Consider the following 24,310-nt stretch of genomic DNA (forward strand, 5'->3'; position numbering starts at 1 on the left):
CAGAGGGCGCAGGGAATGCCGGATGCGCGCTGCACCCGCGGTCTCGTGTGCGAATAGTGCAAACAAAGCTGCACACGAGCATACAGGGCAGCGGAGAGCATCCGACATTCCCTGCGCAATGGCTTTACGGCTTATAACGCGATCTCCCCGGTCGGGCCGTGCTCGTTGTCACCGTCATCAGTGTGAAGCGTGAGCTCCTCACCAACTTGACGCCAGCGTACGGGGCATCAGGACCACGCGTCTTTACCGTACGCTCAAGCTGCGCTCGTCAGTCGCAACATCAGCGTCCACCGCGACCCGTCCCTCGTTGTGACGTTGGCCAACGCCCCTCTGAGCGGGACAGGATGGCAATAGATATGAAGTGATTTGGGTCGGATGGAAACAGAAATATTTTTGATTTCCAGAAATTATTGGCTTGACACGACTTCTGAAATTCGGAATTGATTTGCCCGTCGGGTTGTTTTGTCGCACGCGTGGCGCAACATTCTGCTTGCGGGCGGGGCGACTCAGTCCGGGTTTTGCAATTCAGATGGAAGGAAACTACGGTGGAAAATAATGCAATCAGCCGTGGTCGGTGTGGATGAATGTTGTTGGTCGGGTCGAAAGTGTTTGGCGCTATCCTGTGAAGAGCATGCGCGGCGAAATGCTGCCGGAAGCCTATGTCAGTTTCTCCGGAGTTTTGGGCGACCGCCTTTACGCGGTCCATAACTCGGCCGCGCCCACCGCATTTCCGTATCTGACGGCGCGGGCTCGCCCGGATATGCTGCTGTATCGTCCGTTTTTCCGCGAGCCGGCGCGCTCGGTGCTGCCGAGTAACCTTGCCGAGGCCGAGGCGCGCGGGCCTGGCATCACTCCGCTTTTTCCGGGCTTTGAGGATCTGGCTGTCGATGTCGCGACCCCGTCGGGAGAAATTTTTGGGGTTGATGATGACAGGTTGCTTGGCGCGCTGACCGACGAGTCCTCGCCGGGCGAACTGACCATGCGACGATCGGATCGCGCCATCACGGATTGCCGACCGCTTTCGCTGCTTGCGAACCGCACGATCGACGGCATTGGCCGTGCGGTGGGTGTGAGCCTCGACAAGCGCCGCTTTCGCGAAAACCTCTATGTCGACCTCAACTCCGGCGAAAGCTTTGCCGAAGACGCCCTCGTCGGCCGGCGGCTGCGGATCGGTCCGAAACTGACGGTCCACATTCTGGAGCGCGACATCCGTTGTCGCATGATCAACATTGATCCGGCGTCGCTCGAAGAGAACTCCGAGATTTTGCAGTATGTGGCCAAGAATCATGACAACCGAGCCGGCGTCTACGCCGCTGTGCTGGTGGAGGGACTGGTTCGCCCGGGTGACGAGATTGTTCTTGAGGATTAATGCCCCGGGACACGCAGCCGCACAGCCGCAATAGTCATATCATCTGCAGCGCGCAGGATGTTTGGAGCGAAGTGAAACCCTTAAGTTCAGTTCGTGAGTAGAAATACGGTGCATTGTCACAGAGCCATCTGTGTCTCATTCAAGAAGTCCGAAGCAGCCTGATCGAAAATTGATTTCATAATGGCTGGCGGGCAAGCCGGTGGGGGCCAATCTTTAGGTTGCGTTCCATGTAACTGATTGCCTAATATAAACCTTTGGCCGGGGGGCTTTTGGCAATGTCTATCGTTTTTTCAGACCTAAGAAGCAAAATTGGAAGTCGGCTTTCCGGATTTAGCGGGCCGGCGCGATTAGCAATCATCGCAATCAGCGTTGTAATTGTGGCCATCGTTTTGCTGTGGCTTTTCAACCAGCTGTTCTACTACCTGTTGGCGAAAAGCTACGCGGAAGAACTTTCACAGGCGTACAATCTCAATAAGGGGTTCACCAAGGCACTGGTCTGGGCAAGCTTCGCAGCCATTGTTCTTTTCGCCGGTTGCACGTTCTCATTTTCGAAGCACAAACGAAATTTTGGATACGTAGGAATTCTCGGACTGTTAATTGGACATAGCGTTCTGCTGGGAATGCGCGATGCCAATTACGACGGCGATGGGAAAACGCAGAAATGCTATGTGCTGACGCGAGACGGAATTAAGATCCTAAATCACGTCGGCGTTGATCCCGATACAGGTCGCGAGTGCAAACTTCTTACTCCGCAGATGACCGAAAAGTATAACGCTTACAGAAATGGCAAGCGCCCGCTGATTGTCACGGACACGAACCCAGCCTTCTTTGATCCTGTTAGCGGGGAGCCAATCATCTGGTTCGCAAAGACAGATGCAGGCCGTGTCGAATTATTCGATCTGATGGGATTTCACCCACAGACCGGCGAGGAATTGAAGCCAGTTGACAAGCCAAGCGTTGATGAATGGCGCAGGCAATCGTCAAAGGTCGTTCGCAGGATGCCCAACCGGGTTCCAGACCCCGACAAGTATGGTTTCTTCGATGCGCTCAGTGGCAATCCAAAGGTGTGGTTCTGGGTGTCAGAAGCCAGTGAATACGAGTTCTTTGATGGGCCTGGCTTCCATCCGACATCCGGTGATGAATTTAAGGTCATCACGCGGGAAAAAATAGCAGCTTGGCGGCAGTCCGTTGAGGTTGCGGCTCAGCGTAAGAAAAAAGAGCAAGAGCAACAGGCCCAAGAAGCTCGTGATCGCCAAGCACAGGAACTGGCGGCAAAACAGGCAGCACAAGACGCCAAGAACATTGCAGAACGTCAAGCTACCGAGGAATTGCAGAAGCAACAGCAGGCTGGTTTGGATTGCGATCGACTGGCAGCAAATCCTACCGATATTCGTCGCAAGGCCGAGGGCGCGACCTTTGATGTTCTTAGGGGGCACGCGGATCAGGCGATCGAAGTTTGCAGCAAGGCTGTTCAGCAATCGCCTTCGGAATTGAGGTATCAGTATCAATTAGGCCGAGCGTACCAGTTCAAGGATAGGCGAAAGGCATTCGACATCTTTGTCACGCTTGTTAGAGCCGAGTACCCCGCAGCATTTGATAATCTCGGAGGCATGTATCTCGGGAAGGACAACGAAAAGGCGGTTCAACTTTTCCTGCGCGGGCGAGACCTTGATGACGCGGATTCGATGGTGAGTTTGGGTGATATGATCGACAAAGGAACGTATCCAACAGACAATCCGCTTGCGATGAAGCTTGCTCTTTTGAAGCGCGCCGCCGATCTTGGTCATGCGGGCGCTCAAAGGGCGTTCCCTCTTGAACTCGCGAAGGCGCAGCAGGCGCAGTCGAATCAGGAGACCCAACGTCAAATGTTGGAAATCTTCGGGCAAATCGTAGCTGGCGCAATACGCAGATAGGTATAGCTCGCGTGGGCGGGCTCTCTCCAACCCGCCGATCCATGCGAGATGGCGGATTAAGGGGAATCCGCCCTACGAGCTCAGTCTTAATTTCGGCGAAAGAGGTGTCGAAGCTCCGCAGGCGGCAAAGTCAGGGATGAATAATATGGCCACCTTTATCCTGATCCCCGGAGGCTGGCAGGGCGGTTGGGTCTACCAACAGGTGGCAGAGATACTGACCGCGCACGGGCACAATGCCTTGCCGATCACGCTTTCAGGGCTCGGTGACACTCCCGCCCCGACGGCCAATCTTGAAACTCACATTGGTGAGGTCGTCAGTGCCGCGAAGTTCGCATCAGGGCGACGTGGTCCTTGTTGGGCAATCCTACGGCGGGATGGTCGTGAGCGGCGCAGCCGATGCGGCGCCATCGCAAATCCGGGCGCTGGTCTATGTGGACGCCTATGTGCCTGATTCCGGTGACTCGGTCTGGTCGCTGACGACGCGGCGTTTTCGCGATCTCTTCGTCGCGGGCGCGAAGGCTGACGGACTAAACTGCGCGCCGCCTCCCAATCTTGACCCGCGCTGCCGACCGCATCCGATCGGGACGTTTCTCCAATCGATCAATCTCAGCGGACGCTGGCGTGAGGTGCCGCGCAAGACCTTCATCGGCGCATTCGGATGGGAGGGAAGCCCGTTCCTTGACCTGTATCAACGCTTGAGCGGCGAGCCGGAGTGGTCGACCTTCGCCTTCGATTGCGGACACAATGTAGCACGGCTGAAGCCCGAGGCTCTGACCGAGATATTGCTGGCTCAGGTTTGAGCAACGAACGGCTGCAATCAGCCAAGGCGGATTAAACTCTGAAAAATGATGCTTTCGTTGAGGGATCAACGTTTCGCGGCACGTTAGTTAAAGGGTTGGCTTTTGCGCCGGCGCGGTGGAAGCTGGCTTAAGGCACCGAAGGAGGAATCCATGCGATTTATGAGAGCGGGCTTTTCAGTGTCTGCGATGATCCTGGCGATGACTGTCTTCTCGCTTGAGCCGACATTCGCCGCAGGCTCGCGGGCGTTTTGCGGCACCTGGCTGAACCTCTGCAACAAAACCTGCCCGGGCGGGGCGGGGACGTGCGGCGGTGTTTGTGCTGCCCGACACACCGCATGCCTCTCTTCTGGTTGCTTCTTTTTCAATACGCCGGGGCCTCGATGCCAGGGTAACGCCGCGGATGAAGCCGCAACGGCACGGAGTAAGGACAGAATGAAGAAGGGTCAGCCGGTCGGCTGCGGACCGAGTTTCGGACGGCCTTGCCAGCCTTAGGGGCGAAGAACGGCGCAAGTGCCACGTGCGCAGTCCTTGCCACTCACCTTTACCCCAACAGCTCGCGTACAGGGCGGGTTCTCTTTAACCCGCCGCTCGATGGCGAGATGGCGGGTTAAAGAGAACCCGCCCTACGGCGCTTCCCCCGTCATTGCGAGCGAAGCGAAGCAATCCACACTTGTTTTCTTGGCTGCTATGGATTGCTTCGCTTCGCTCGCAATGACGACTGCCAGAGGAAAGCCTCGTTGCCAAAAAAAATCCGCCGGGAAAATCCCCGGCGGATTGTCATTGTTGCGTAACTTGCGGCGGCTCTTACGCCTTCATGCTCGCCTTGACCGCCTCCGCCGTGATCGGCAATGCCCGAACGCGGGCGCCGCAGGCGTTGAAGATGGCGTTGCCCAGCGCAGGGGCGATCACCGTCACCGCCGGCTCGCCGACGCCGGTCGGCTTTTCGCCGTTGGCGATGACGTTGACGGCGACTTCCGGCACCTGGCTCATCCGCAACGGCGTGTAGGTGTCGAAGTTGGTCTGCTCGATGCCGCCATCCTTCAGCGTCGCTTTTTCATACATCGCGAGCGAAAGGCCCCACAGCGCCGCACCCTCGACCTGGGCGCGGATGTTGTCGGGGTGCACCTGCATGCCGACGTCGGTGGCCACGGTCAGCTTCTTGACCTTGACCTCGCCGCTGGGCGACACCGCGACATGGGCCACGCAGGCGGTCCAGCTGGCGGTCGCGCGTTCCTGCGACGACACGCAGGCCACGCCCATGCCTTCTCCCTTGGGGAGTTTGACGGTGCCGTAGCCGGCCATGCCCATCGCCGCGAGCAGGGTGCTGCGCAGACGCTGCGCGCCACCATCGTTCTTGCCTTTGCCGTCGAGCAGGGAGATCCGGTACTCGGCGGGATCCTTGCCGGCGGCGTGGGCGAGTTCGTCGATCATGCTTTCGACCGCCCAGAAGGTCCAGCCCGGCGCGACCGACCGCAGCTGTCCCGACGGGGTGGCGTTGTGCGCCATCTCGTTCTTGATGGCGCGCACATTGTGATTGGGCACGGAATAGAAGAAATCCGCGCCGTTCACGGTGAAGGCATCCAGCGGCCCCTTCTTGTCGACCGAAGGCGACAGGAAATCGGGGATGCCCCAGCGCTGGGTCGGCCACGCACTGACCACGTCATGATTGAGCGCGATCAGTTTGCCGTCGCCATCGAGGCCCGCCTTGACCTTCTGGAAGGTCAGGGGGCGCGAATAGTCCATGGTCATGTCGTTTTCGCGGGAGTAGATCACCTTGACCGGCTTGCCGACGGCTTTCGCCGCCTGCACCGCGGGCACCATCATGTCGGCGTCGAGACGCCGGCCGAAGCCGCCGCCCAGCCACATCTGATGCATCACGACGAACTTTGGATCGATTCCGGCGGCGCCCGCCGCGATCGCGCCGGAGCGCGTCGCGAACTGATTGCCGGAATAGATATTCAGGATATCGCCCTTGAACTCCGCGGTGGCGTTCATCGGCTCGAGCGGCGCGTGGATGTTGATGCTGGTGGTGTACTCCGCCTCCAGCACTTTCGCCGCCGTCCCGAAGGCGGCCGCGGTATCGCCGTCCTTGACGAAGAACTGCCCGGAATCATCCAGCTTCTGCAGCCGCTTCGCCTCATCGAGCAGCGACTCGCTCGACAGCTTGGCGTTCGGACCACCGTCATAGGCGATCTTCAGCGCTCCCGCCGCTTTCTTCGCATTGGCATAGGTATTGGCTACCGCCACCACCCAGCCAGTCGTGCTGCCGGTCTTGTCGTCGAGCGTCACCGCCTTGATGAAGCCCGGCACTTTCTTGGCCGCGGAATCATCGACCGATTTCACCGTGGCGCCAAAGCGCACCGGCGGGGTCACCACAGCGCCGTAGACCATGCCCGGCACATTGACGTCGATGCCGTATTTGGCTGTGCCGTTGCTCTTCGGTGGGATATCGAGCTGCGGCACCGAGACACCGACCATGGTGTATTGATCCGGCGTCTTGAGCTTGATCGCCTTGAGCTCGTCCGGCGTGAAGGTTTTTGTAATTTTGCCGCTCTTGACGATGTCGGCGAAGCTCATCGACTTCTTCGACTTCGGATGCGACACGGTGGAATCGCGCACCACCAGTTCGCCGGCGGGAACGCCCATGATCGTGGCCGCCGCCTGCGTCAGCGCGATCCGCCCTGCGGCGCCCGCGCGGCTCATGGCGTCGAAGTTCATCATCGTCGACCAGCTGCCGCCGGTGATCTGCGCGCCCAATACAGGATCGTTGAATTTCGGATCGTTGGAGGCGAGCTGAACCCGCATGTCCTTCCAGGACGAGCCGAGCTCTTCGGAAACGATCTGCGCCATGGTGGAAGCGATGTGCTGGCCCATATCGGCCTTGCCGCACGTCACGGTGACCAATCCATCGGGTCCGATCGAGTACCAGACGCTGGGATCGAACTTGGCCGGAGCCGCCAGCGCCTGATCGGCGCCGAGCAGGCCGGGAACGGCGGAGTAGCCGAGCGCGAGACCTGCGGCGGCGGTGCCGACGAGGAAGGAGCGGCGGCTGAGGTCGGCGGGTTCGCCGGATGCGTTTTTCACGTGCGTGTTCATGTGGGCCTCCGCTCGGTGCCGGCGTTGGACGCGGTGCGCATGTCGGCGGCGGCGCGCAGAATCGCCTTCTGGATGCGGGAATAGGTCATGCAGCGGCACAGATTGCCGTCCATATGCGCAACCACTTCTTCCTTGGTCGGATTGGAATTCTTGGACAGCAGCGAAGCCGCCTGCATGATCTGGCCGGACTGGCAGTAGCCGCATTGCGGTACCTGCTCGAGGATCCAGGCCTTCTGCAGCGGATGATCGCTCTTGGCGCTGAGGCCCTCGATGGTGGTGATCTTCTTGCCGACGGCGTCGCTAACCATGGTCTGGCAGGACCGGACGGCTTCGCCGTTGACGTGAATCGTGCAGGCGCCACACAGGCCGGCGCCGCATCCGAATTTCGTGCCGGTCATCTGCAATTGCTCGCGGATGACCCAGAGCAGCGGCGTATCGTTCGCCGCCTCGACGGACATATTCCGCCCGTTGATATTCAGATTAGGCATTTGCGCTCCCCGTCCGGTGCATGAAGCCGCTTACGGCGGCAACTCACTATTGGCCAACTCACTGTTGGGCATTCACTGACACCCACCGGCTCGGCGTCAGTCGGCGCGCAGAATGATACCGATCGGAATTAGAGGCAATGCAATTTGGAATCGTTCGAAGAGAATAAAATTTTGAAAAATCTGGTTGTGCGCTGCGGCAAGATCTTGCGCGTGCCATTGATTTGGAATGCCCGCGGCGTGGGCACGGTCCGTCATTTCCGCATTTCCCAACCGCCGACGGATCGCGCTAGGATACCGCCGGATCGAAATCGCACATTATCCTGGCCGGAAAATCGCAATGCCGAAAATCAACCGTGACGGCGTCAACATCCATTACGAGGTGCATGGCAGCGGCCCACCGTTGCTCTTGACCCACGGTTATTCCTCGACCTCGGGAATGTGGCAGGGCCAGATCGAGACGCTGTCGAAACATCACAAACTCGTGTTGTGGGACATGCGCGGCCACGGCCAGTCGGATTATCCCGATGATCCGGCGGCCTATAGCGAAGCGTTGACGGTGGCCGACATGGCAGCATTGCTCGACGAGGTCGGCGCGGACAAGGCCATCGTCGGCGGGCTGTCGCTCGGCGGTTACATGTCGCTGGCGTTCTATCGCAGCCACCCCGAGCGCGTGCGGGCGCTTCTGATCATCGACACCGGACCCGGCTTCAAGAAGGACGAGGCGCGCGAGGCCTGGAACAAGCGCGCCCATGACACCGGCAACCGCTTCGATCGCGAGGGCCTCGACGTTCTGAAATCCGCCAGCCGCGAACGCTCCGGCGTCAGCCATCGCGATGCGTCGGGACTGGCACGGGCCGCGCGCGGCATGCTGATCCAGCGCGACGCGCGCGTGATTGAATCGCTGCCCGACATCAAGGTGCCGTCGCTGGTCGTGGTCGGCGCCGACGACACGCCGTTCCTTGCCGCATCCGATTACATGGCGGCGAAGATTCCCGGTGCGAAGAAGGTGGTGGTTCCGGCCGCCGGCCACGCCGTCAACATCGATCAGCCGCAGGCTTTTATCGACGCGGTGCGGCCGTTCCTTGACGGCCTCGACTCCAAGACGAGCGCGAGGGCCGCATCATGAAGGCGTTTGCCGCCGCTTCGCTGCTTCTCGTCGCCAGCGCCGCACCTGCGCTTGCGCAAAAGCTGCCGCCGTTCGGCGGCCCCTACCCGCCCCCGTTCACCGAAACGCTGTCGAACACCATACCGTTGGAATTCGGCATGGATGCGGTGGAAGCCGAACGCGCGCTTGGAACTCCGCTCAATTATATCAAGGGACGGCCGGGCGATGAGGTGTTCCTCACGTTTCGCGATCTCGGCGGCAGCGGATTGTTTCCCAGCAAGCACCGGCTCTATCTGCAATTCCGCAAAGGCCGGCTGGCGGGCTGGAAGGGCGACTGGGGTCACAACTGGATGTGGCAGTAACCGCCACCTCTTGCCTGCAACAGACTTCGTGCAAACCTTCACATAAAAGGATGAACCGTGGGACAGGATATTACACTGACGGCTTCGGACGGCTTCAAGCTCGGCGGCTATCGCGCCGATCCGGCGGGCGCGCCAAAGGCGGCCATCGTGGTGATCCAGGAGATCTTTGGCGTCAATCACCATATTCGTTCGGTGTGCGATCGCCTCGCAGGCGCCGGCTATGTCGCGATCGCGCCGTCGATCTTCGACCGTACCAGCCCGAACTTCCAATGCGGCTATTCGCCGGATGAGGTCGCGAACGCGCGCAAATTCATCGCCAACCCGGATTGGCCGGCGATGTTGCTCGACACCCAGGCCGCGATCGATGCGGTCAAGAGCATCGGGCCGGTCGGCATCATCGGCTTCTGCCTTGGCGGCAGCATCGCTTTCGCCGCCGCGACCAAACTGTCAGGCCTATCGGCCGCGGTCGGCTATTACGGCGGCGCCGTCGTCCGCTTCGCCGACGACAAACCGAAAGTGCCGACGCAATTGCATTTCGGTGAAAAGGACGCCGGGATTCCGCTGACCGACGTCGAGACCATCAAGACCAAGCGGCCCGACGTCGAAGTCTTTGTCTATCCCGGCGCGCAGCACGGCTTTCACTGCGACGAGCGGGCCAGCTACGACAAGACCAGCGCCGACATCGCCTGGCCGCGCAGCCTTGATTTCTTTGCCAGGCATTTGAAGTGACGGCGTAGTCGTCATACTCCACTGTCGTCCCGGCCTTGAGCGCAGATGCGCGATTGCGCATCGGGGGACCCATAACCACCAGCGGCAATTGGTTTACAGGCTGGTCGTTATCTTCCTTTTTCAACAACACGGGCCGCGGCGTATGGGTTCCGGCGTTCGCCGGGACGACGATAATTACTCGCCCTTGACGCCGGTGGCCTTCACCACATCCGCCCAGCGTGCGGAGTCGCGGCGCAGGGTGGCTGCGAAGGTTTCCGCCGTACCGCCGACCGGCATCAGGCTGACCGTCTCGAGCCCGGCTACTCCCTCGGGGGAAGCGATGATACGGGCCAATTCCGCGGACAGTTTCGTGACGATGTCCTTGGGCGTTGCAGCGGGCACGAAGACACCGACCCAACCTTCGGCCTCAAAGCCCGGGAAGCCGAGTTCGGCGAGCGTCGGGACGTTCGGCAACTGGGTCCTGCGCTTTTCGCCGCCGACCGCCAGCGCCCGGACCTTGCCTGCCTGGATTTGCGGGCCGGCCGTGGTCAGATCGACGAAGGCTGCGGTCACCGTGTTGTTGAGCAGATCGTTCACCAGCGGCGCCGCGCCGCGGTAGGGAACATGGGTCATGTCGATGCCCGCGTTCTTCTTCAAGAGTTCGCCGTAGAGATGCGACGTCGTCGCGTTGCCGAACGAGCCGTACGGCACCTTGCCGGGGTTCGCCTTGGCGTGATCGATCAGTTCCTTGACCGACTTGATCGGCTGCGCCTCGGGGACCGTCAGCACGATCGTCGACAGCCCGACCTGGGTCACCGGCGCGAGATCCTTGAAGACGTCGTAGGGCAGTTTCGCAACCAGGCTCGGCGCCTGGATGATCTGGGTGATGGCGACCAGCACGGTGTAACCATCGGGCTGCGCCTTGGCGACGTAATCATTGCCGACCACACCGCCGCCGCCCGACTTGTTTTCGACGACGACGGGCTGCTTCCACGCTTCCGACAGTTTGTTGGCCAACAGGCGCGCCGAAACGTCGGTGGCTCCGCCCGCAGGGTAAGGCACCACGAAGGTTATTCGCCGCTCCGGATAGGACTGCGCCGCCGCCTGTTGCGCGGACATGCACACCGCCGTCATGGCAATGCCTGCGATCATTGCAGCTGAAATGGCGGTGCGCACGAGCTTGATTGGCAAACGGATGCTCATCTTTTCCCCTGGTTGATTTCAATGGATTGCGTTGACGGCGGCATATGCCGCTGGCCTGTGAGAGGCAAGTTCCGATCCGGCGCTTCGCGCCGAATGCGCTGATTCACCACAGCCCGGTAATGCCGCTGCACGGAATGACGAGAACTGCGTCGCCTTCTTTGCCAGGCAGTCGCTTGTCATGCGCGGGCTTGACCCGCGCATCCATCAAGAAAGAGGAGCCTTTGTCGAAGTGGATGGATTGCCGGGTCAAGCCCGGCAATGACAACCAATTTTCAGAACCAGCGCTCGCCGACCAACACCGTATCGCCCGGGCTGATGGAGGTGCCGGGCGGAACGATGTAGCGCGCGGTTCCCGAAGCGTCGGTGTGCGTGACCGTAACCCGATCGCGCCGCGCGCGGGGCGAGAAACCGCCGGCAATCGCAACCGCGCTTTCGACAGTCATGTTGGGCACGTAAGGATATTGTCCGGGCGCCGCCACTTCGCCGAGGATGAAGAACGGCCGGTAGGCTTCGATCTCGACCGCGACGGAGGGATCACGGATGAAGCCGGCGCGCAGTTTGGCTGCGATCTCGGCTGCGAGACCGGCGGGCGTGCGGCCGCGCGCCGGCACCGAGCCGATCAGCGGTATCGTGATCGAGCCGCCGGCATCGATCGCGTAGGTATTGGTGAGGCCTTCCTGGCCGTAGACCACGACGCGCAGCCGGTCGCCGGCATCGAGATGATACGACGTGTCATATCGCACCGGTTCGGCATAGGCGACGGGCGCCGCGACAACGACGGGAGCGGGCGCATAAACTGGACGCGGCGTTCTGGCAAAGGACGCGCGCATCGCGCTGATGGCGCCGCCGCCGCTATTGTCCACGACGGCGACCGGCGCCGGCGCCGCGCCATAGGTCATGGCGTCGAGATCGGCCTGCGGCGCGACCGCGACGGGTCCGGCCGTGCGCATGCACCCCGACAGAGCGAGCGCGGCCATCATCGCAGTGATCGAAAATCGAAACGCGCGCGCAACTCGCACCGGAGCCATCCCTCAAAGCGAGACAGCTCTAGTCTTGCACCGGTTATGGTTAACAAAGCGTTTTTTTGGGGTGCGGTGCCTTAACAGGAACCCAAGGAAGACAGACCATCCGTCATTGCGAGGAGCGAAGCGACGAAGCAATCCATTCTATCCCTGCGCGGAGAGATGGATTGCTTCGCTTCGCTCGCAATGACGGCCTTAGGCGGCACTCGCGCCGACGCCGATCGGGCACGACACGCCGGTGCCGCCCAGCCCGCAATAGCCGGCCGGATTCTTGGCGAGATATTGCTGATGATAGTCCTCGGCAAAATAGAATTCACCTGACGGCGCGATCTCGGTGGTGATGGCGCCAAGGCCCTTGGCTGCCAGCGCCTTCTGGTACATCGCCCTCGACGCATCGGCGGCTTTGGCTTGCGCATCACTGAGCGTGTAGATCGCGGAACGATACTGGGTGCCGACATCGTTGCCCTGGCGCATGCCCTGCGTCGGGTTGTGATTTTCCCAGAACGTCTTCAGCAGCGCCTCAAAGGAGATCTTCTTCGGATCGAACACGACCAGCACCACTTCGGTGTGACCGGTGCGGCCCGAGCAAACTTCTTCGTAGGTCGGATTGGGCGTGTGGCCGCCGGCGTAACCGACGGCGGTCGCAAAAATACCCTCGCCGAGTTGCCAGAACTTGCGCTCGGCGCCCCAGAAACAGCCGAGTGCGAACACCGCCTGCTCGAGACCTGCGGGATAAGGCGGCTGCAGCGTGCGGCCGTTGACGAAATGGGTTGACGCGGTCGGGATCGGCGTGGCGCGGCCCGGCAGCGCTTCGGCGGCACTCGGCAACGCGGTGGTCTTGCGCATGAACAACATGGATTGCCTCCAGGCGGAACATCGGCTGGCGCGCAAACGGCGGCAGCCGGCTGACTTCTATATAAGGCTTTACGCGGGTTGCCGCAGCCCTGTTACGCAAGGCTCCTTACGCAAGCCTTCCTACTACTCAAGCCTTCCTACTACTCAAGCCTTGGCAACGCCCGGCCTTTGCTGAACCATGCCGGTCAGTCCCGCGAATAGCCGATCAGCGGCTTGCGGGGCCGGAACAGGATCATCAGGAGAATGCCGAACACGCCCAGCACCGCGAAAACCGGCTGGTCCAGCAGGACCCTGATGACGCTGTTCCAGAGCCAGGGCGCGGCCCCCTCGACCGAAGTGCGAAATGCCAGCTGGCTGGACTGGTGGATGTCGTTCCAGAACTGCCCGAACCGGGTGAAACGCAGGGTCTGGTCGGCGACATACCGTGCGCCGTCATAGACCATGAAGATGAATCCGCCGGCCAGGAGCAGCAGGCCAATTAGCCGGAAGAAACCGCGGATCATGCGTCACCTTATACCTGTCGGGCCCGGATGGCCGTCAGCCCAATACCGGGCTCCCCTAATAAATTCAACCTCGTCAGCACCTTATGCGCCATTTCCGGCCGGATTTTCCGATTTTTGGAGGGTCCAGAAAGCGTTGACGGTGCAGGACTCGCCCTCTATAAGACCCCCAATGGCGGCGGGCGCAATCCCGCCGCCGCTGTTCTTTGAGCCGCGCCGCGGTGGGAGCATTTTGGCTCCCGAGCATGGCGACCTCAAGGACACCCTGTGAAACACACCAGCGCAATTTGAACGGCCGGCGCGCTCAAGCCCGACCACCCGAGCGATGACAGCCGAAGGATAGTTGAGAACATGGCCAATACCACTTCCGCCAAGAAGGCGACCCGCAAGATTGCCCGCCGCACCATCATCAACAAGTCGCGCCGCACCCAGATGCGTGGTGCGGTTCGCACCGTCGAAGAAGCCATCAAGAGCGGCGACCGCGATGCAGCGTTGAAGGCGATGGCGCGCGCGGAACCGGAACTGATGCAAGCCGCGCAGCGCAACATCATTCACAAGAACAACGCGAGCCGGAAGGTGTCACGCCTGACGCACCAGATCGCCAAGCTCGCGAAATGAACTGACGGAAAAAAATATTCGTCAAAGAAGCCCGGCCTTGGCCGGGCTTTTTCTTTTTTCCAGTTCGATTGTCCCGTTGCTGCACAGCCGAGCGCGTGTCATATTTCTTCGCGCGCCCGTAGTTTTACGGCGGTGCGATTGGTGCAACGGCAATGCTGTGCGCAGACGCGAGACGCACAGACAGTCTCGCTGTGCAAATCGGATGAAGCCCGCTCTTCAAGGCCGCGAAAGCGCTGCGGGAGTTACCCTGAAAAACAATCGCGAAAAACTTCGCCTCGCTAATCACTTATCAACATAGCAAGCGCAAGCGGTTCGAAAATCGGCCCGCTAACGAACTTAAGTAAAAATTTTATGAAAATTTTTTGAGAGCGTGACGCAAATTGTCACGCGCGCGATTCTCTGCGCGGATTCAGAAGCTTGCTTTCCACCTCCTCGAGTGCAGTGCTGCAACACAGCCACAGAGTCTCTCACGCGCGTCGATTCACGGATTGTCAGAATTTCCGCTTGGTGTACATCTAGTGTCGTTCGCGACGCCCACGGCTCTCCAGACCAGCGCGGTTTGAGACCCAAGGGTGGACGTGCAAATCGGCGGCGGTGTGCGCGTTAGCGACGCTTTCCAAGCGATGCTAAGTTGGTAACTCATAGCAATATGAGAATGGTTGTTCTGTGTCTAAATTTCTCAGGCGTGGCGTGCATGTTTCGCGTGTCGATGACTAGGGAGATAAGGCAAGTGTTGGCAACCGCAGCGTTGGGAACGCGTAGCGCGTGAACGTGTTGAAGACGACAGACTGAGGTTACGCGGCGGCGCAGCGCCGGGCAGATGTCCGGTAGCGGCAGACTGACTTTGAAAACACTTTCGACATGACAACTCGCCGCGCGCGCTCTCGCGGCGAGAGGGGGAGGCACTATGCATTACGGAATCATCGCGGCATTAGACGGACGCATTTCACAACAGACCGTATTGGTTGCTCCAGCCTTCTTTTCCAACCATTCCTCGGTGCGAACTCCGGACGGGCCGTCGAGTACGCGCTGACCTCGCGGGAAACCTTCTTCTCCAACTGACAATTTGACCAGCGGCGGTTCGCGCCGAACGGTCGATCTATGTCCGGAGTTGAAGCCCCGCTTGAGGTCGCGCTTTGCAGCACCCCTGTTGGCAGGAACCCTGCAAGGCGATTTAGCAACGAACATTACTCTTTCAGAAAAGTTATCAGGCAATGACGAATATCGAACAGGATCGCTGGTCGCGGGTGAAGGGTCGGTTGCGGACGACGGTAGGCGAAGACGTCTATACGAGCTGGTTCGCGCGCATGGATCTGGAAGGCGTGCAGGACGAGAACGTCCATCTGTCGGTTCCGACCCGGTTCCTCAAGAGCTGGATCCAGGCGCATTACGCCGATCGCGTTCTCGCCTGCTGGCAGGCCGAGATGCCCGAAGTGCACCGGATCGACCTCACCGTGCGCACGGCGATGCGATGCGCCGCACCCGCGAAGGAAGCTCCCGCGCCGGCCGATCAGCGCCGCGTCGAGCATGCCAACGGTCGCCCCGCGCCCGAGCTGCGCGCCACCGCGACCGCGCCGGTATCCGCGAGCCATGATGCGCTCGGCGGCTCGCCGCTCGACCCGCGCCTCACCTTTGCAAGTTTCGTGATCGGCCGCTCCAACACGCTGGCGCATGCGGCGGCACGCCAGGTCGCCGAAGGACGGCGCGGCGATGCCGTGATGTTCAATCCTCTCTATATTCACGCCGGCGTCGGCCTCGGCAAAACCCATCTGCTGCAGGCCGTCACATGGGCCGGCAATTCGGGCAACGAGCGCAAGGTGCTCTATCTCACCGCCGAAAAGTTCATGTACGGCTTCGTCGCGGCGCTTAAGACGCAGACGGCGCTGGCCTTCAAGGAAGCGCTGCGCGGCATCGACGTGCTCGTGATCGACGATCTGCAGTTCCTGCAGGGCAAATCGACCCAGGCCGAGTTCTGCCATACGCTGAACGCGCTGATCGATGCTGGCCGCCAGGTCGTGATCGCGGCCGACCGTCCGCCGTCCGATCTCGAAAGCCTCGATGATCGCGTGCGCTCGCGGCTGGCCGGGGGCCTCGTCGTGGAAATGGGTTCGCTCGGCGAAGAGCTTCGGCTCGGCATCCTCAAATCGCGCGTCGCCGCGGCCCGTGCCCATCATGCGAGCTTCGACGTGCCGGAACCGGTGCTGGACTATCTCGCGCGCACCATCACCCATAACGGCCGGGATCTCGAAGGCGCCATCAACCGGCTGCTCGCGCACTCCAAGCTCAACGCCCAGCCCGTGACGCTGGAAATGGCCGAGCGCGAAGTCCGCGACCTGATCCGTCCGCAGGAACCGAAGCGGATCAAGATCGAGGACATCCAGCGCGTGGTGGCCCGGCAGTATAATGTCAGCCGTTCGGACCTGTTGTCCTCCCGGCGTACCGCCAATGTGGTTCGCCCGCGCCAGGTCGCGATGTACCTGGCCAAGACGCTGACGCTGCGGTCGCTGCCCGAGATCGGCCGCCGGTTCGGCGGACGCGACCACACCACGGTGCTGCACGCCGTGCGCAAGATCGAGGCACTGGTGTCCCGGGATACCGCGCTGTCGGAAGAGGTCGAATCCCTGAAGCGCCAATTGCAGGAATGACGCAGTCGTTCCGGCGAACGCCGGAACCCATACTCCGCGGCCGGGCGTTTGGGCACCCTGGCCGACGGCTTATGCAAGCCACATACGGCTGTGGTTGTGGGTCCCGGCCTGCGCCGGGACGACGGTGAATTTGCCTGCAAACCGTGGGAAACGGCGTTGCTATCCCTTGCGCTTGGGCTCTATCCGCGTCACCTTGCGGTCCCCCCCGAGGGTTTGATCAAGTCCCCCTTGATCCGGCTTTTCGGGTTTCAATCGCCGCGGCGCGCCTTCAGGGCCGCCCGGCTTTTCCATCTTAGGGATCAGGCGGGTATTGCAATGAAGGTCACCGTCGAACGCGCGCAACTCCTGAAATCGCTGGGCCACGTCCATCGCGTGGTCGAGCGCCGCAACACCATCCCGATCCTCGGCAACGTGCTGATCCGTGCCGAGAACGCCAAACTGTCGCTGAAGGCGACCGACCTCGACCTCGAGGTGACGGAAACCCTGGCGGCGGAAACCGGAACCGCCGGCTCGACCACCGTGCCGGCGCACATGTTCTACGACATCGTCCGCAAGCTGCCCGATGGCGCGCAGATCGTGCTGGAGGCCGACGGCGACCGTTCGGTGCTGGCGATCCGCGCCGGCCGTTCGCGCTTCACGCTGCAGACCCTCCCCGAAAGCGATTTTCCCGATCTGGCCGCCGGCGACATGACGCACTCGTTCTCGCTGGCCGCCGCCGACGTCAAGCGCCTGATCGACCGCACGCAATTTGCGATCTCGACCGAAGAGACCCGCTATTACCTCAACGGCATCTATCTGCACTCCGCCGGCAGCGCCAAGGCTGCGACCCTGCGCGGGGTAGCGACCGACGGACACCGGCTGGCGCAGATCGATCTGGCTCTTCCGAAGGGCGCTGTCGGCATGCCCGGCGTGATCGTGCCGCGCAAGACCGTCGGCGAGGTGCAGCGGCTGATCGAGGACAATGAAGCCGAAGTCTCGATCGAATTGTCGCAGGGCAAGATCCGCTTCACCCTCGGCAATGTGGTGCTGACCTCGAAACTGATCGACGGCACCTTCCCGGATTACGGCCGCGTCATTCCGCAGAACAACGACAAGGAACTGATCGTCGACAAGAAGGATTTCGAGGCTGCGGTCGACCGCGTCTCGACCATTTCGAGCGAGCGCGGCCGCGCGGTGAAGCTGGCATTGTCGGCCGGCAAGCTGGTGCTGTCGGTGACCAACCCGGATTCCGGCAGCGCCACCGAAGAGCTCGAAGTCGAATACGCCTCCGACGCGCTCGATATCGGCTTCAACTCGCGCTATCTCCTGGACATCGCCGCCCAGATCGAAGGCGAGGTCGCGGTGCTGCGGTTGGCCGATCCCGGTTCCCCGACCCTGGTGCAGGACAAGGACAACAAAGGCGCGCTGTACGTGCTGATGCCGATGCGGGTGTGATTAATTCGCGCGAAACGGATGCGGCTCCTCCCTCTCCCCTTGTGGGAGAGGGTGGCGCCGAACGAAGTTCGGCGACGGGTGAGGGGTTCTCTCCGCTAGCGCCGAGCCATCGACCTGTCGCCAAACGCCTCCGCAATTTCGCCAGAAGCATGCGCCGCGGACCCACCGACGCGGAGCTGGCAATGTGGCGGTTACTTCGCGATCGACGACTGGCTCGGTTTAAGTTCCGGAGGCAGGTCCCTTTTCAAAGCTTCATTCTCGACTTTGTATGCTTCGAGAAGCGGTTGATCATTGAAATCGATGGAAGCCAGCACGCATCATCGACGCGCGACGAAGCGAGGGACGCGGCGCTAATCGCCGAAGGATTTCGGATCGCTCGCTATTGGAACAATGATGTGTTGCTGCAACCCTCTGCCGTGCTGGAGGACGTTTTCGCAAAGCTCGCCCAGCCGTAAGATACCCCTCACCCGTCGCCGAACTTCGTTCGGCGCCACCCTCTCCCACAAGGGGAGAGGGAAGGAGAAACGACTTTCTCTCTCGCCATGACCCCTTCCCGCATCCACAAGCTGACGCTGACGCATTTTCGCAATTATCGGGCGGGAAGCGTGCAGACGCGCGGCGACGTCGTGGTGCTGGTGGGACCGAACGGCGCCGGCAAGACCAATTGCCTCGAGGCGATCTCGTTTCTGTCGCCGGGACGGGGCTTGCGGCGCGCGACGCTGGAAGATGTCGCCGACAATCAGGGCGACGGTTCCTGGGCGGTCTCCGCCGAAGTCGAAGGCGCGCTGGGGCTTGCGACGCTGGGCACCGGCATCGATGCGCCGGGAAATGAAAACAGTTCCACTGGCCGGCGCTGCCGGATCGACCGCGAGCCGGTGAGTTCGGCGACTGCGTTCGGCGATCATTTGCGGATGGTGTGGCTGACGCCGGCGATGGACGGGCTGTTTCTTGGCGCCGCCTCGGAACGGCGGCGCTTCTTCGACCGCCTGGTGCTGGCGATCGACAGCGAGCATTCCAGCCGCGTGTCGGCGCTGGAGCGTTCGCTGCGCTCGCGCAACCGGCTGCTCGAAGTACGCAATTACGACGACCATTGGTGCGACGCGATCGAGCGCGAAACCGCGGAGCTTGCGGTTGCGGTCGCCGCCACCCGCGGCCAGACCGTGACCAGACTCGCCGCGATGCTGCGCGAGCGCGGTGCGGCTTCCGCGTTTCCGTCGGCGCAGATCATGCTCGACGGCTGGATGGAGAATGCGCTGGTGGGCGAACCTGCGACGGCCGTGGAGGATCGCTACCGCGAGATCCTGCGCGCCAGCCGCCCGCGCGACGCCGCGGCCGGCCGTACGCTGGACGGGCCGCATCTGACCGACCTGCAAGTGGTCTACGCGCCGAAGAACATGCCGGCGCGCGATGCCTCCACCGGCGAACAGAAGGCGCTGCTGATCGGGCTGGTGCTGGCCCATGCCACGCTGGTCGCCGAGATGACCGGCATCGTGCCGCTGCTGCTGCTCGACGAGGTCATCGCACATCTCGATCCGGGCAGGCGAAAAGCGCTGTTCGACGAACTGGCAAAACTCGGCGCGCAGGTCTGGATGACCGGCGCCGATCCGGCGGCATTCGCCGATATCGGCGCATCCGGCGAGGTTTTTGACGTCGATTCCGGCAAAGTCACCCGCCGCGCCTGAGGCGGGCAGAGTCCGGTTGAACCTCAACGACCACCCGCGCGACTAGACTTCAGCAATCGCGCCATCGACGCGCATCCATCGCTGCTGCGCGGGTCAGGCGTCGGCAAATACCGGAGATACCCATGTTTGGAACGACGCGCGGGACGCTGGTCCCGGCACGAAAACACCTGTTTGCTCTCACCCTCGCGGTGATCGCCAGCGTGCCGGTGGCTGCCAGTGCCGATTACACCGCTGACACCATGGTCGATGTCCGCACCCTGCCGCGACCCGAAGGCGCCGTGGAACAAACGGCCGAGACCAAAACCCATCACGGCAAAACCTATCGATTGACCTACGACATTCCGGCTTCCGTCGCGGTCACGGCCGCGGCCGCGGCGACGAAGAAATCGCTGGCCGCCGACGGCTGGGTGGAATACGTGCGCCCGCTCGAAAACACCTCCTCGTCGGCTTTCAAGAGAGGACGGCAAGGACTGAATATGAGCGTCTGGTTGGGCAAGCAATCCACCCTGTCCTATAATAGCTACATCCCAATTTATGCGAACGTGCCGTTCCCGCCAGGTGCTGTCGACATCCTCTACGACGAGCGGCGGCCCTATCTCGGCTGCATCGCCCCGACCGGGTTCGACGCAACGCTCGACTTCTTCCGCAAGGAGATGGAAGCGATCGGCTGGAGGCGGCTCGAAGCCGCCGAGGCAGCCGAGCGCTGGCCGAACGCGCAGCTCAGCGAGACGGTCGAGAACGGCGTGCGCGCCTATTACAGCCATGATGCCAAGAATGACTCTCATCCGCAGCGGCCCGTCATGCTGACCCTTCAGCGCCGCGACGACGGACGGACCGGCGTGGAGATCCGGGTTGCGCCATTTGCGATGCCGGAAAAGCTCGAAGCCGCTGACGACGTGTCCGGCCTGCCGATACCGAAGACAATCCAGAGCCTGCGCGGTTCCGGTGATTCCAATTCGGTCGACCGCAGCCTGGACATCGGCGTCGTTGCCGAGCTTCCCGCAACGCTGGCGTTTTATCGCCGCGCGTTTGCGGCGCGGAGCTGGACGGAAGAGACCCGCGGCGCCGTCGTCACCCCGGACAACGTCACGCTGAATTTTTCCTCCTCTGACCACACGGCCACGCTGAAATTCAGCCGCAAATTCGATCTGACGATGGTCAGTATCGCGACGCAGATGAAGGAAGCCGCGGTGGCGGCGCGAGCCAGGGCCCAGAAGGAAGCCAGCGCGAAGTTTTCCAGCGATGCGGCGGCAATAGCAAAAATGGTCATCGCAGCCGGAGAAGCGCAGCTTGTGGCCCAGGCCGCCAAGCTGTCGGATGCGCCGCTGCGCGCCCATGCCGACAATTCGAAGCCCGTGCCACTACCCGAGAACGCCGAAGAGGTGAAGTTCGAAGGCGCCGATGGCCGGCTCGATTTCTATTCCTCCTCAACGGTGAGAGCGGTCGCGGCGTTCTATCGTGACGCGCTGAAGGCACAGGGTTGGAAAGAACGGCCCTCGGTCATCAACACTCCCCGCATGGCCGTGACAGAGTTTTCCAAAGGCGGCAAGGCGATGTCGCTCACCGTCATGCAGATGGGCCCGAAGGTAAAGATCATGGCCTCTGGATCGGCTCTGGTGATGGCCGATGCCAAGATGGCCGCCAAGCCAGGTGCGGCAGCCGCCGCTCAGGCCCCCAATGAACCGGTGGCCAAAACGACCGATCGACCTCTTGAGGCCGACCCGGACTCCGCCTTGCCGCTGCCGAAGGAGCACTCGATGACCTCGATGGGAACCGGCAAGATGCCCGGCAGCGATGCTCCGTTCCGCCGCGACCTCGAAGCCAGCATTCCCGCAGAACTCGGGTCGGTGCTCGCCTTCTATCGCAGCGAACTCGGCAAGCGCGGCTGGAAGGAGCAGGCCGAGGGCGCCGTCGTGAAACCGGACCAGGTGCGGCTGGCGTTTGCCTCCGCCGACGGACCCGCGACGCTGAAGCTCGGCCGCCGCAATAGCGAGACCTCCGTCAATCTCGCGCAGAAATATCCGGCTGCGGCCGCCAAAGCCGAAATCATCCCGAAGCCAGGGCAGGCCAAACTGGTGTTCGGCAACATGGGCGACGGCGAAGCGACCGTCACGATCAACAAGCAGACCATCAAAGTCGCCGGTGGCGCCGGCGGACCGCAATCGCCGAGCCGGCCGATGCTCGAATTGCCGCCGGGCAAATACCAGTACTCGGTGAAGCTCGCCGGTCGTCCGGCCAAGAGCGACAGCGTCGAAGTCACGGCTAACGATGCCTGGGGCTTCATGATTGCGCCGAGCGGCGAGGCACTGTCGCTGCAGATCTATTGATCGAAGCGTTTTCGAAGGAAGTGGAGATAGCCATGTTTGGAACGACGCGCGGGATGCTGCTCCCGGCACGGAAACATCTGTTTGCTGTCACCCTCGCGGTGATAGCGATTTCTCCGCTTGCTGCCAGCGCCGACCCCGCCATGCTCGATGTCCGCACGCTGCCGCGGCTCGAAGGCGCCGTGGAACAGACGGCCCTTACCATGACCTATCTTACCAAAGCCTATCAAGTGACCTACGACGTTCCGGCCGGCTTCGGGGTGGCCGCCGCTGCGGCGACGCAATTGCTGGCCGCAGACGGCTGGGTGCAATATGCGCGCCCGCTCGAAAACGACAAGTTCTCGTCGAAGTTCAAGAAGGGACGGCAAGGACTGGTTGTCTCGGTCCCGCCAGGCAAGCAGCCCAATCAATCCAGCGTGATTTATAGCGCCAACACAGCTCATGTGAACGTGCCGTTCCCGCCGGATGCTACCGACATTCTATTTGACGAATGGCGGCCCTATCTCGGCTGCATCGCCCCGACTACGTTCGACGCAACGCTCGCTTTCTTCCGCAAGGAGATGGAAGCGAGCGGTTGGAAGCCGCTCAAAGCTGCGGATGCGGCCGAGCGCTGGCCGAACGCGCAGCTGAGCGAGACGATCGAGAATGGCGTGCGCGTCTATTACAGCCATGATTTCGACAATGGCTTCCATCGGCAGCCGCCGGTCATGCTGACGCTGCAGCGCCGTGACGACGGACGGACCGGCGTGGAGATCCGGGTCGCGCCATTTGCGATGCCGGAAACGATCGAAGCCGGTGACGATGTAGCCGACCTGCCGATGCCGAAGAAAGTCATGGCCGCGCGGAGTTCGGGCGATTCCAATTCGGTCCGGCGAGAGCTGGATGTGGGGGTGGTTGCCGAAATTCCTGCAATGCTCGCCTTCTATCGTCGCGAACTCGCGGCGCGAAACTGGACCGAAACCAGTGGCGCTGTCGTCTCGGCGGATAACGCCATGCTGAACTTTTCCTCGGCCGAGCAAACCGCCACGCTGGATTTCAGCCGCCGATATGATCTGACGGTGGTCAATTTCGTGACTCACATGAAGGAAAGCGTCCTCGCCGCGCCCGCCAAGGCCAAGAAGGAAGCCGAAGCGGCCCAGGCCGCCAAGGTGGCCCAGGCCGCCAATCTGTCGGATGCGCCGCTGCAGGCGCTGGCCGACAATTCGAAGCCCGTGCCGCTGCCGGAGAACGCCGAGAAGATGGAGTTCGACGGCGACATCGGCAGGCTTACATTCGAGTCGAGCTCCAGCGTCAGGCTGCTCGCGGCGTTCTATAGCAGCTCGATGAAGTCGCAGGGCTGGAAGGAAGGGCATTCGGTCATCCACCCGCCCATGATGGCCATGATGGAATTTTCCAAGGGCGCCAAGTCAATTTCCTTCACCGTCATGCGGATGGGTCTGAAGGTGAGCGTCACCGCCTATGGATCGGGCCTTGAGATGGCGAACGCCAAGCCCGGCGCGGCAGGCGGTCGTGCCACAGGCGGTGCAGCCACCAAAGCGGCGGTGCAGGATCTCGAAAATGACCCCGACGCGCCGTTTCCGGTGCCAAAGCAGCATAGTGCGATGAACACGTCGGCGAGTGGAAAGCTGCCGGGCAGCAACGCTGTGTACCGCAGGCAGCTTGACGCCAGCATTCCAGCGGAACTGAGTGCCGTGCTCGCCTTCTACCGTCGCGAACTCGGCAAACGCGAATGGAAGGAATTGGCGGAGCGCGCCGTCGTGAAGGCGGACCGTGTGGAGCTGGCATACACCTCTCCCGACGGCCCGGCGTTGCTGAAGCTTGGCCGCAGCGAGGACGAGACCTCGGTCAGCCTCGTGCAGAAATATCCTGATGTCGCCGCGAAAGCTGACATGATGCCGAGGCCGGGCCAGGCCAGGCTCATGCTCGGCAATCTCGGCGGCAGCGAAGCTGCCGTTACCATCAACAAGCAGACGATCAAGGTCGCCGCCGGCGCAGGCGGGCTGCAATCGCCGAGACCCCCGGTTCTGGAACTGGCGCCGGGCAAGTACCGATATTCGGTGAAGGTCGCGGGCCACGCCACCCGAAACGATACCATCGAGGTGACGGCCGACGACGCCTGGGCTCTGATCATTCCGCCGAGCGGAGAGGCATTGTCGCTGCAGATGTATTGATGCGACCGTTTTCGA

At 61.8% G+C, this 24,310-nt stretch carries 20 protein-coding genes; 13 read left to right on the forward strand and 7 right to left on the reverse strand.

Annotated elements, in window-relative coordinates:
* Nucleotides 1-580 precede the first annotated feature (580 nt).
* The 3 genes from JQ567_RS18145 to JQ567_RS18155 all read left to right on the forward strand — a co-directional run bounded on the left by JQ567_RS18145 (nt 581) and on the right by JQ567_RS18155 (nt 4,082).
* On the forward strand, nt 581-1,369 hold the full coding sequence (locus JQ567_RS18145; protein WP_283816522.1) for an MOSC domain-containing protein: 789 nt from the start codon (nt 581-583) through the stop codon (nt 1,367-1,369).
* Between the two features lie 275 nt (nt 1,370-1,644).
* A complete protein-coding gene (locus JQ567_RS18150; protein ID WP_212440099.1) occupies nt 1,645-3,282 on the forward strand; it encodes a tetratricopeptide repeat protein in 1,638 nt (545 codons plus the stop codon).
* A gap of 317 nt (nt 3,283-3,599) precedes the next feature.
* Nucleotides 3,600-4,082 (forward strand): alpha/beta fold hydrolase, encoded by a 483-nt coding sequence (locus JQ567_RS18155; protein ID WP_212440100.1) that lies wholly within the window; start codon nt 3,600-3,602, stop codon nt 4,080-4,082.
* A gap of 804 nt (nt 4,083-4,886) precedes the next feature.
* On the opposite strand, the gene JQ567_RS18160 is transcribed toward JQ567_RS18155, so the two are convergent.
* The 3 genes from JQ567_RS18160 to JQ567_RS18170 all read right to left on the reverse strand — a co-directional run bounded on the left by JQ567_RS18160 (nt 4,887) and on the right by JQ567_RS18170 (nt 7,921).
* The gene (locus tag JQ567_RS18160) at nt 4,887-7,178 is read right to left on the reverse strand and encodes a molybdopterin cofactor-binding domain-containing protein (RefSeq protein WP_212440101.1); all 2,292 of its coding nucleotides are present in this window, start codon (nt 7,176-7,178) and stop codon (nt 4,887-4,889) included.
* Nucleotides 7,175-7,666 carry a (2Fe-2S)-binding protein gene (locus tag JQ567_RS18165; protein ID WP_212440102.1) on the reverse strand — a complete coding sequence of 164 codons (492 nt, stop codon included), beginning with the start codon at nt 7,664-7,666 and terminating at the stop codon, nt 7,175-7,177. The genes JQ567_RS18160 and JQ567_RS18165 overlap by 4 nt, the downstream gene beginning before the upstream one ends.
* Nucleotides 7,667-7,762: 96 nt before the next feature.
* Nucleotides 7,763-7,921, reverse strand: a complete 159-nt coding sequence (locus tag JQ567_RS18170; RefSeq protein WP_212440103.1) for a hypothetical protein — start codon at nt 7,919-7,921, stop codon at nt 7,763-7,765.
* Nucleotides 7,922-8,003: 82 nt separating this feature from the next.
* Here JQ567_RS18170 and JQ567_RS18175 point away from each other — a divergent pair, with 82 nt between their 5' ends.
* The 3 genes from JQ567_RS18175 to JQ567_RS18185 are packed head-to-tail and all read left to right on the forward strand — an operon-like array spanning nt 8,004 to nt 9,862.
* Nucleotides 8,004-8,792, forward strand: a complete 789-nt coding sequence (locus JQ567_RS18175; RefSeq protein WP_212440104.1) for an alpha/beta fold hydrolase — start codon at nt 8,004-8,006, stop codon at nt 8,790-8,792.
* On the forward strand, nt 8,789-9,133 hold the full coding sequence (locus JQ567_RS18180) for a hypothetical protein (protein WP_212440105.1): 345 nt from the start codon (nt 8,789-8,791) through the stop codon (nt 9,131-9,133). Before JQ567_RS18175 ends, JQ567_RS18180 begins: the two co-directional genes overlap by 4 nt.
* A 57-nt stretch (nt 9,134-9,190) precedes the next feature.
* Nucleotides 9,191-9,862 (forward strand): dienelactone hydrolase family protein, encoded by a 672-nt coding sequence (locus JQ567_RS18185; protein ID WP_212440106.1) that lies wholly within the window; start codon nt 9,191-9,193, stop codon nt 9,860-9,862.
* Nucleotides 9,863-10,036: 174 nt separating this feature from the next.
* Here the strand turns inward: JQ567_RS18185 and JQ567_RS18190 are convergent, their stop codons facing one another.
* The 4 genes from JQ567_RS18190 to JQ567_RS18205 all read right to left on the reverse strand — a co-directional run bounded on the left by JQ567_RS18190 (nt 10,037) and on the right by JQ567_RS18205 (nt 13,424).
* Nucleotides 10,037-11,044, reverse strand: coding sequence for a tripartite tricarboxylate transporter substrate binding protein (locus JQ567_RS18190; RefSeq protein WP_212440107.1), 1,008 nt, complete (start codon nt 11,042-11,044; stop codon nt 10,037-10,039).
* 272 nt (nt 11,045-11,316) lie between these two features.
* Nucleotides 11,317-12,072 (reverse strand): polysaccharide biosynthesis/export family protein, encoded by a 756-nt coding sequence (locus JQ567_RS18195; RefSeq protein ID WP_212440108.1) that lies wholly within the window; start codon nt 12,070-12,072, stop codon nt 11,317-11,319.
* Nucleotides 12,073-12,261: 189 nt separating this feature from the next.
* Nucleotides 12,262-12,921 (reverse strand): peptide-methionine (S)-S-oxide reductase MsrA, encoded by a 660-nt coding sequence (gene msrA, locus JQ567_RS18200; protein ID WP_212440109.1) that lies wholly within the window; start codon nt 12,919-12,921, stop codon nt 12,262-12,264.
* Between the two features lie 185 nt (nt 12,922-13,106).
* A complete protein-coding gene (locus JQ567_RS18205) occupies nt 13,107-13,424 on the reverse strand; it encodes a hypothetical protein (protein WP_211995456.1) in 318 nt (105 codons plus the stop codon).
* Nucleotides 13,425-13,772: 348 nt separating this feature from the next.
* Here JQ567_RS18205 and rpsT point away from each other — a divergent pair, with 348 nt between their 5' ends.
* From rpsT to JQ567_RS18240, 7 genes are all read left to right on the forward strand, one after another.
* Nucleotides 13,773-14,039, forward strand: a complete 267-nt coding sequence (gene rpsT / locus JQ567_RS18210) for a 30S ribosomal protein S20 (protein WP_192736317.1) — start codon at nt 13,773-13,775, stop codon at nt 14,037-14,039.
* Between the two features lie 1,214 nt (nt 14,040-15,253).
* Entirely contained in the window at nt 15,254-16,684 is a 1,431-nt protein-coding gene (gene dnaA, locus JQ567_RS18215; RefSeq protein ID WP_212275776.1) for a chromosomal replication initiator protein DnaA, read from the forward strand.
* Nucleotides 16,685-16,999: 315 nt separating this feature from the next.
* Complete coding sequence (gene dnaN, locus JQ567_RS18220; protein ID WP_212032095.1) at nt 17,000-18,118, forward strand: DNA polymerase III subunit beta; 1,119 nt, start codon at nt 17,000-17,002, stop codon at nt 18,116-18,118.
* A gap of 41 nt (nt 18,119-18,159) precedes the next feature.
* Complete coding sequence (locus JQ567_RS18225) at nt 18,160-18,573, forward strand: endonuclease domain-containing protein (protein WP_312017427.1); 414 nt, start codon at nt 18,160-18,162, stop codon at nt 18,571-18,573.
* Between the two features lie 87 nt (nt 18,574-18,660).
* Nucleotides 18,661-19,800, forward strand: a complete 1,140-nt coding sequence (gene recF, locus JQ567_RS18230; protein ID WP_212440111.1) for a DNA replication/repair protein RecF — start codon at nt 18,661-18,663, stop codon at nt 19,798-19,800.
* Nucleotides 19,801-19,922: 122 nt separating this feature from the next.
* A complete protein-coding gene (locus tag JQ567_RS18235) occupies nt 19,923-22,127 on the forward strand; it encodes a hypothetical protein (RefSeq protein WP_212440112.1) in 2,205 nt (734 codons plus the stop codon).
* 32 nt (nt 22,128-22,159) lie between these two features.
* The gene (locus tag JQ567_RS18240; protein ID WP_212440113.1) at nt 22,160-24,295 is read left to right on the forward strand and encodes a hypothetical protein; all 2,136 of its coding nucleotides are present in this window, start codon (nt 22,160-22,162) and stop codon (nt 24,293-24,295) included.
* Nucleotides 24,296-24,310 lie beyond the last annotated feature (15 nt).

The sequence above is a fragment of the Bradyrhizobium sp. AUGA SZCCT0431 genome (assembly GCF_018131065.1).
Lineage (GTDB): Bacteria > Pseudomonadota > Alphaproteobacteria > Rhizobiales > Xanthobacteraceae > Bradyrhizobium.

Coding starts and splice junctions, on each gene's coding strand:
- JQ567_RS18145 (WP_283816522.1), top strand. CDS start 581: ATGAATGTTGTTGGTCGGGTCGAAAGTGTTTGGCGCTATCCTGTGAAG.
- JQ567_RS18150 (WP_212440099.1), top strand. CDS start 1,645: ATGTCTATCGTTTTTTCAGACCTAAGAAGCAAAATTGGAAGTCGGCTT.
- JQ567_RS18160 (WP_212440101.1), bottom strand. CDS start 7,178: ATGAACACGCACGTGAAAAACGCATCCGGCGAACCCGCCGACCTCAGC.
- JQ567_RS18165 (WP_212440102.1), bottom strand. CDS start 7,666: ATGCCTAATCTGAATATCAACGGGCGGAATATGTCCGTCGAGGCGGCG.
- JQ567_RS18170 (WP_212440103.1), bottom strand. CDS start 7,921: ATGACGGACCGTGCCCACGCCGCGGGCATTCCAAATCAATGGCACGCG.
- JQ567_RS18175 (WP_212440104.1), top strand. CDS start 8,004: ATGCCGAAAATCAACCGTGACGGCGTCAACATCCATTACGAGGTGCAT.
- JQ567_RS18180 (WP_212440105.1), top strand. CDS start 8,789: ATGAAGGCGTTTGCCGCCGCTTCGCTGCTTCTCGTCGCCAGCGCCGCA.
- JQ567_RS18190 (WP_212440107.1), bottom strand. CDS start 11,044: ATGAGCATCCGTTTGCCAATCAAGCTCGTGCGCACCGCCATTTCAGCT.
- JQ567_RS18195 (WP_212440108.1), bottom strand. CDS start 12,072: ATGGCTCCGGTGCGAGTTGCGCGCGCGTTTCGATTTTCGATCACTGCG.
- msrA (WP_212440109.1), bottom strand. CDS start 12,921: ATGTTGTTCATGCGCAAGACCACCGCGTTGCCGAGTGCCGCCGAAGCG.
- JQ567_RS18205 (WP_211995456.1), bottom strand. CDS start 13,424: ATGATCCGCGGTTTCTTCCGGCTAATTGGCCTGCTGCTCCTGGCCGGC.
- rpsT (WP_192736317.1), top strand. CDS start 13,773: ATGGCCAATACCACTTCCGCCAAGAAGGCGACCCGCAAGATTGCCCGC.
- dnaA (WP_212275776.1), top strand. CDS start 15,254: ATGACGAATATCGAACAGGATCGCTGGTCGCGGGTGAAGGGTCGGTTG.
- dnaN (WP_212032095.1), top strand. CDS start 17,000: ATGAAGGTCACCGTCGAACGCGCGCAACTCCTGAAATCGCTGGGCCAC.
- recF (WP_212440111.1), top strand. CDS start 18,661: ATGACCCCTTCCCGCATCCACAAGCTGACGCTGACGCATTTTCGCAAT.
- JQ567_RS18235 (WP_212440112.1), top strand. CDS start 19,923: ATGTTTGGAACGACGCGCGGGACGCTGGTCCCGGCACGAAAACACCTG.
- JQ567_RS18240 (WP_212440113.1), top strand. CDS start 22,160: ATGTTTGGAACGACGCGCGGGATGCTGCTCCCGGCACGGAAACATCTG.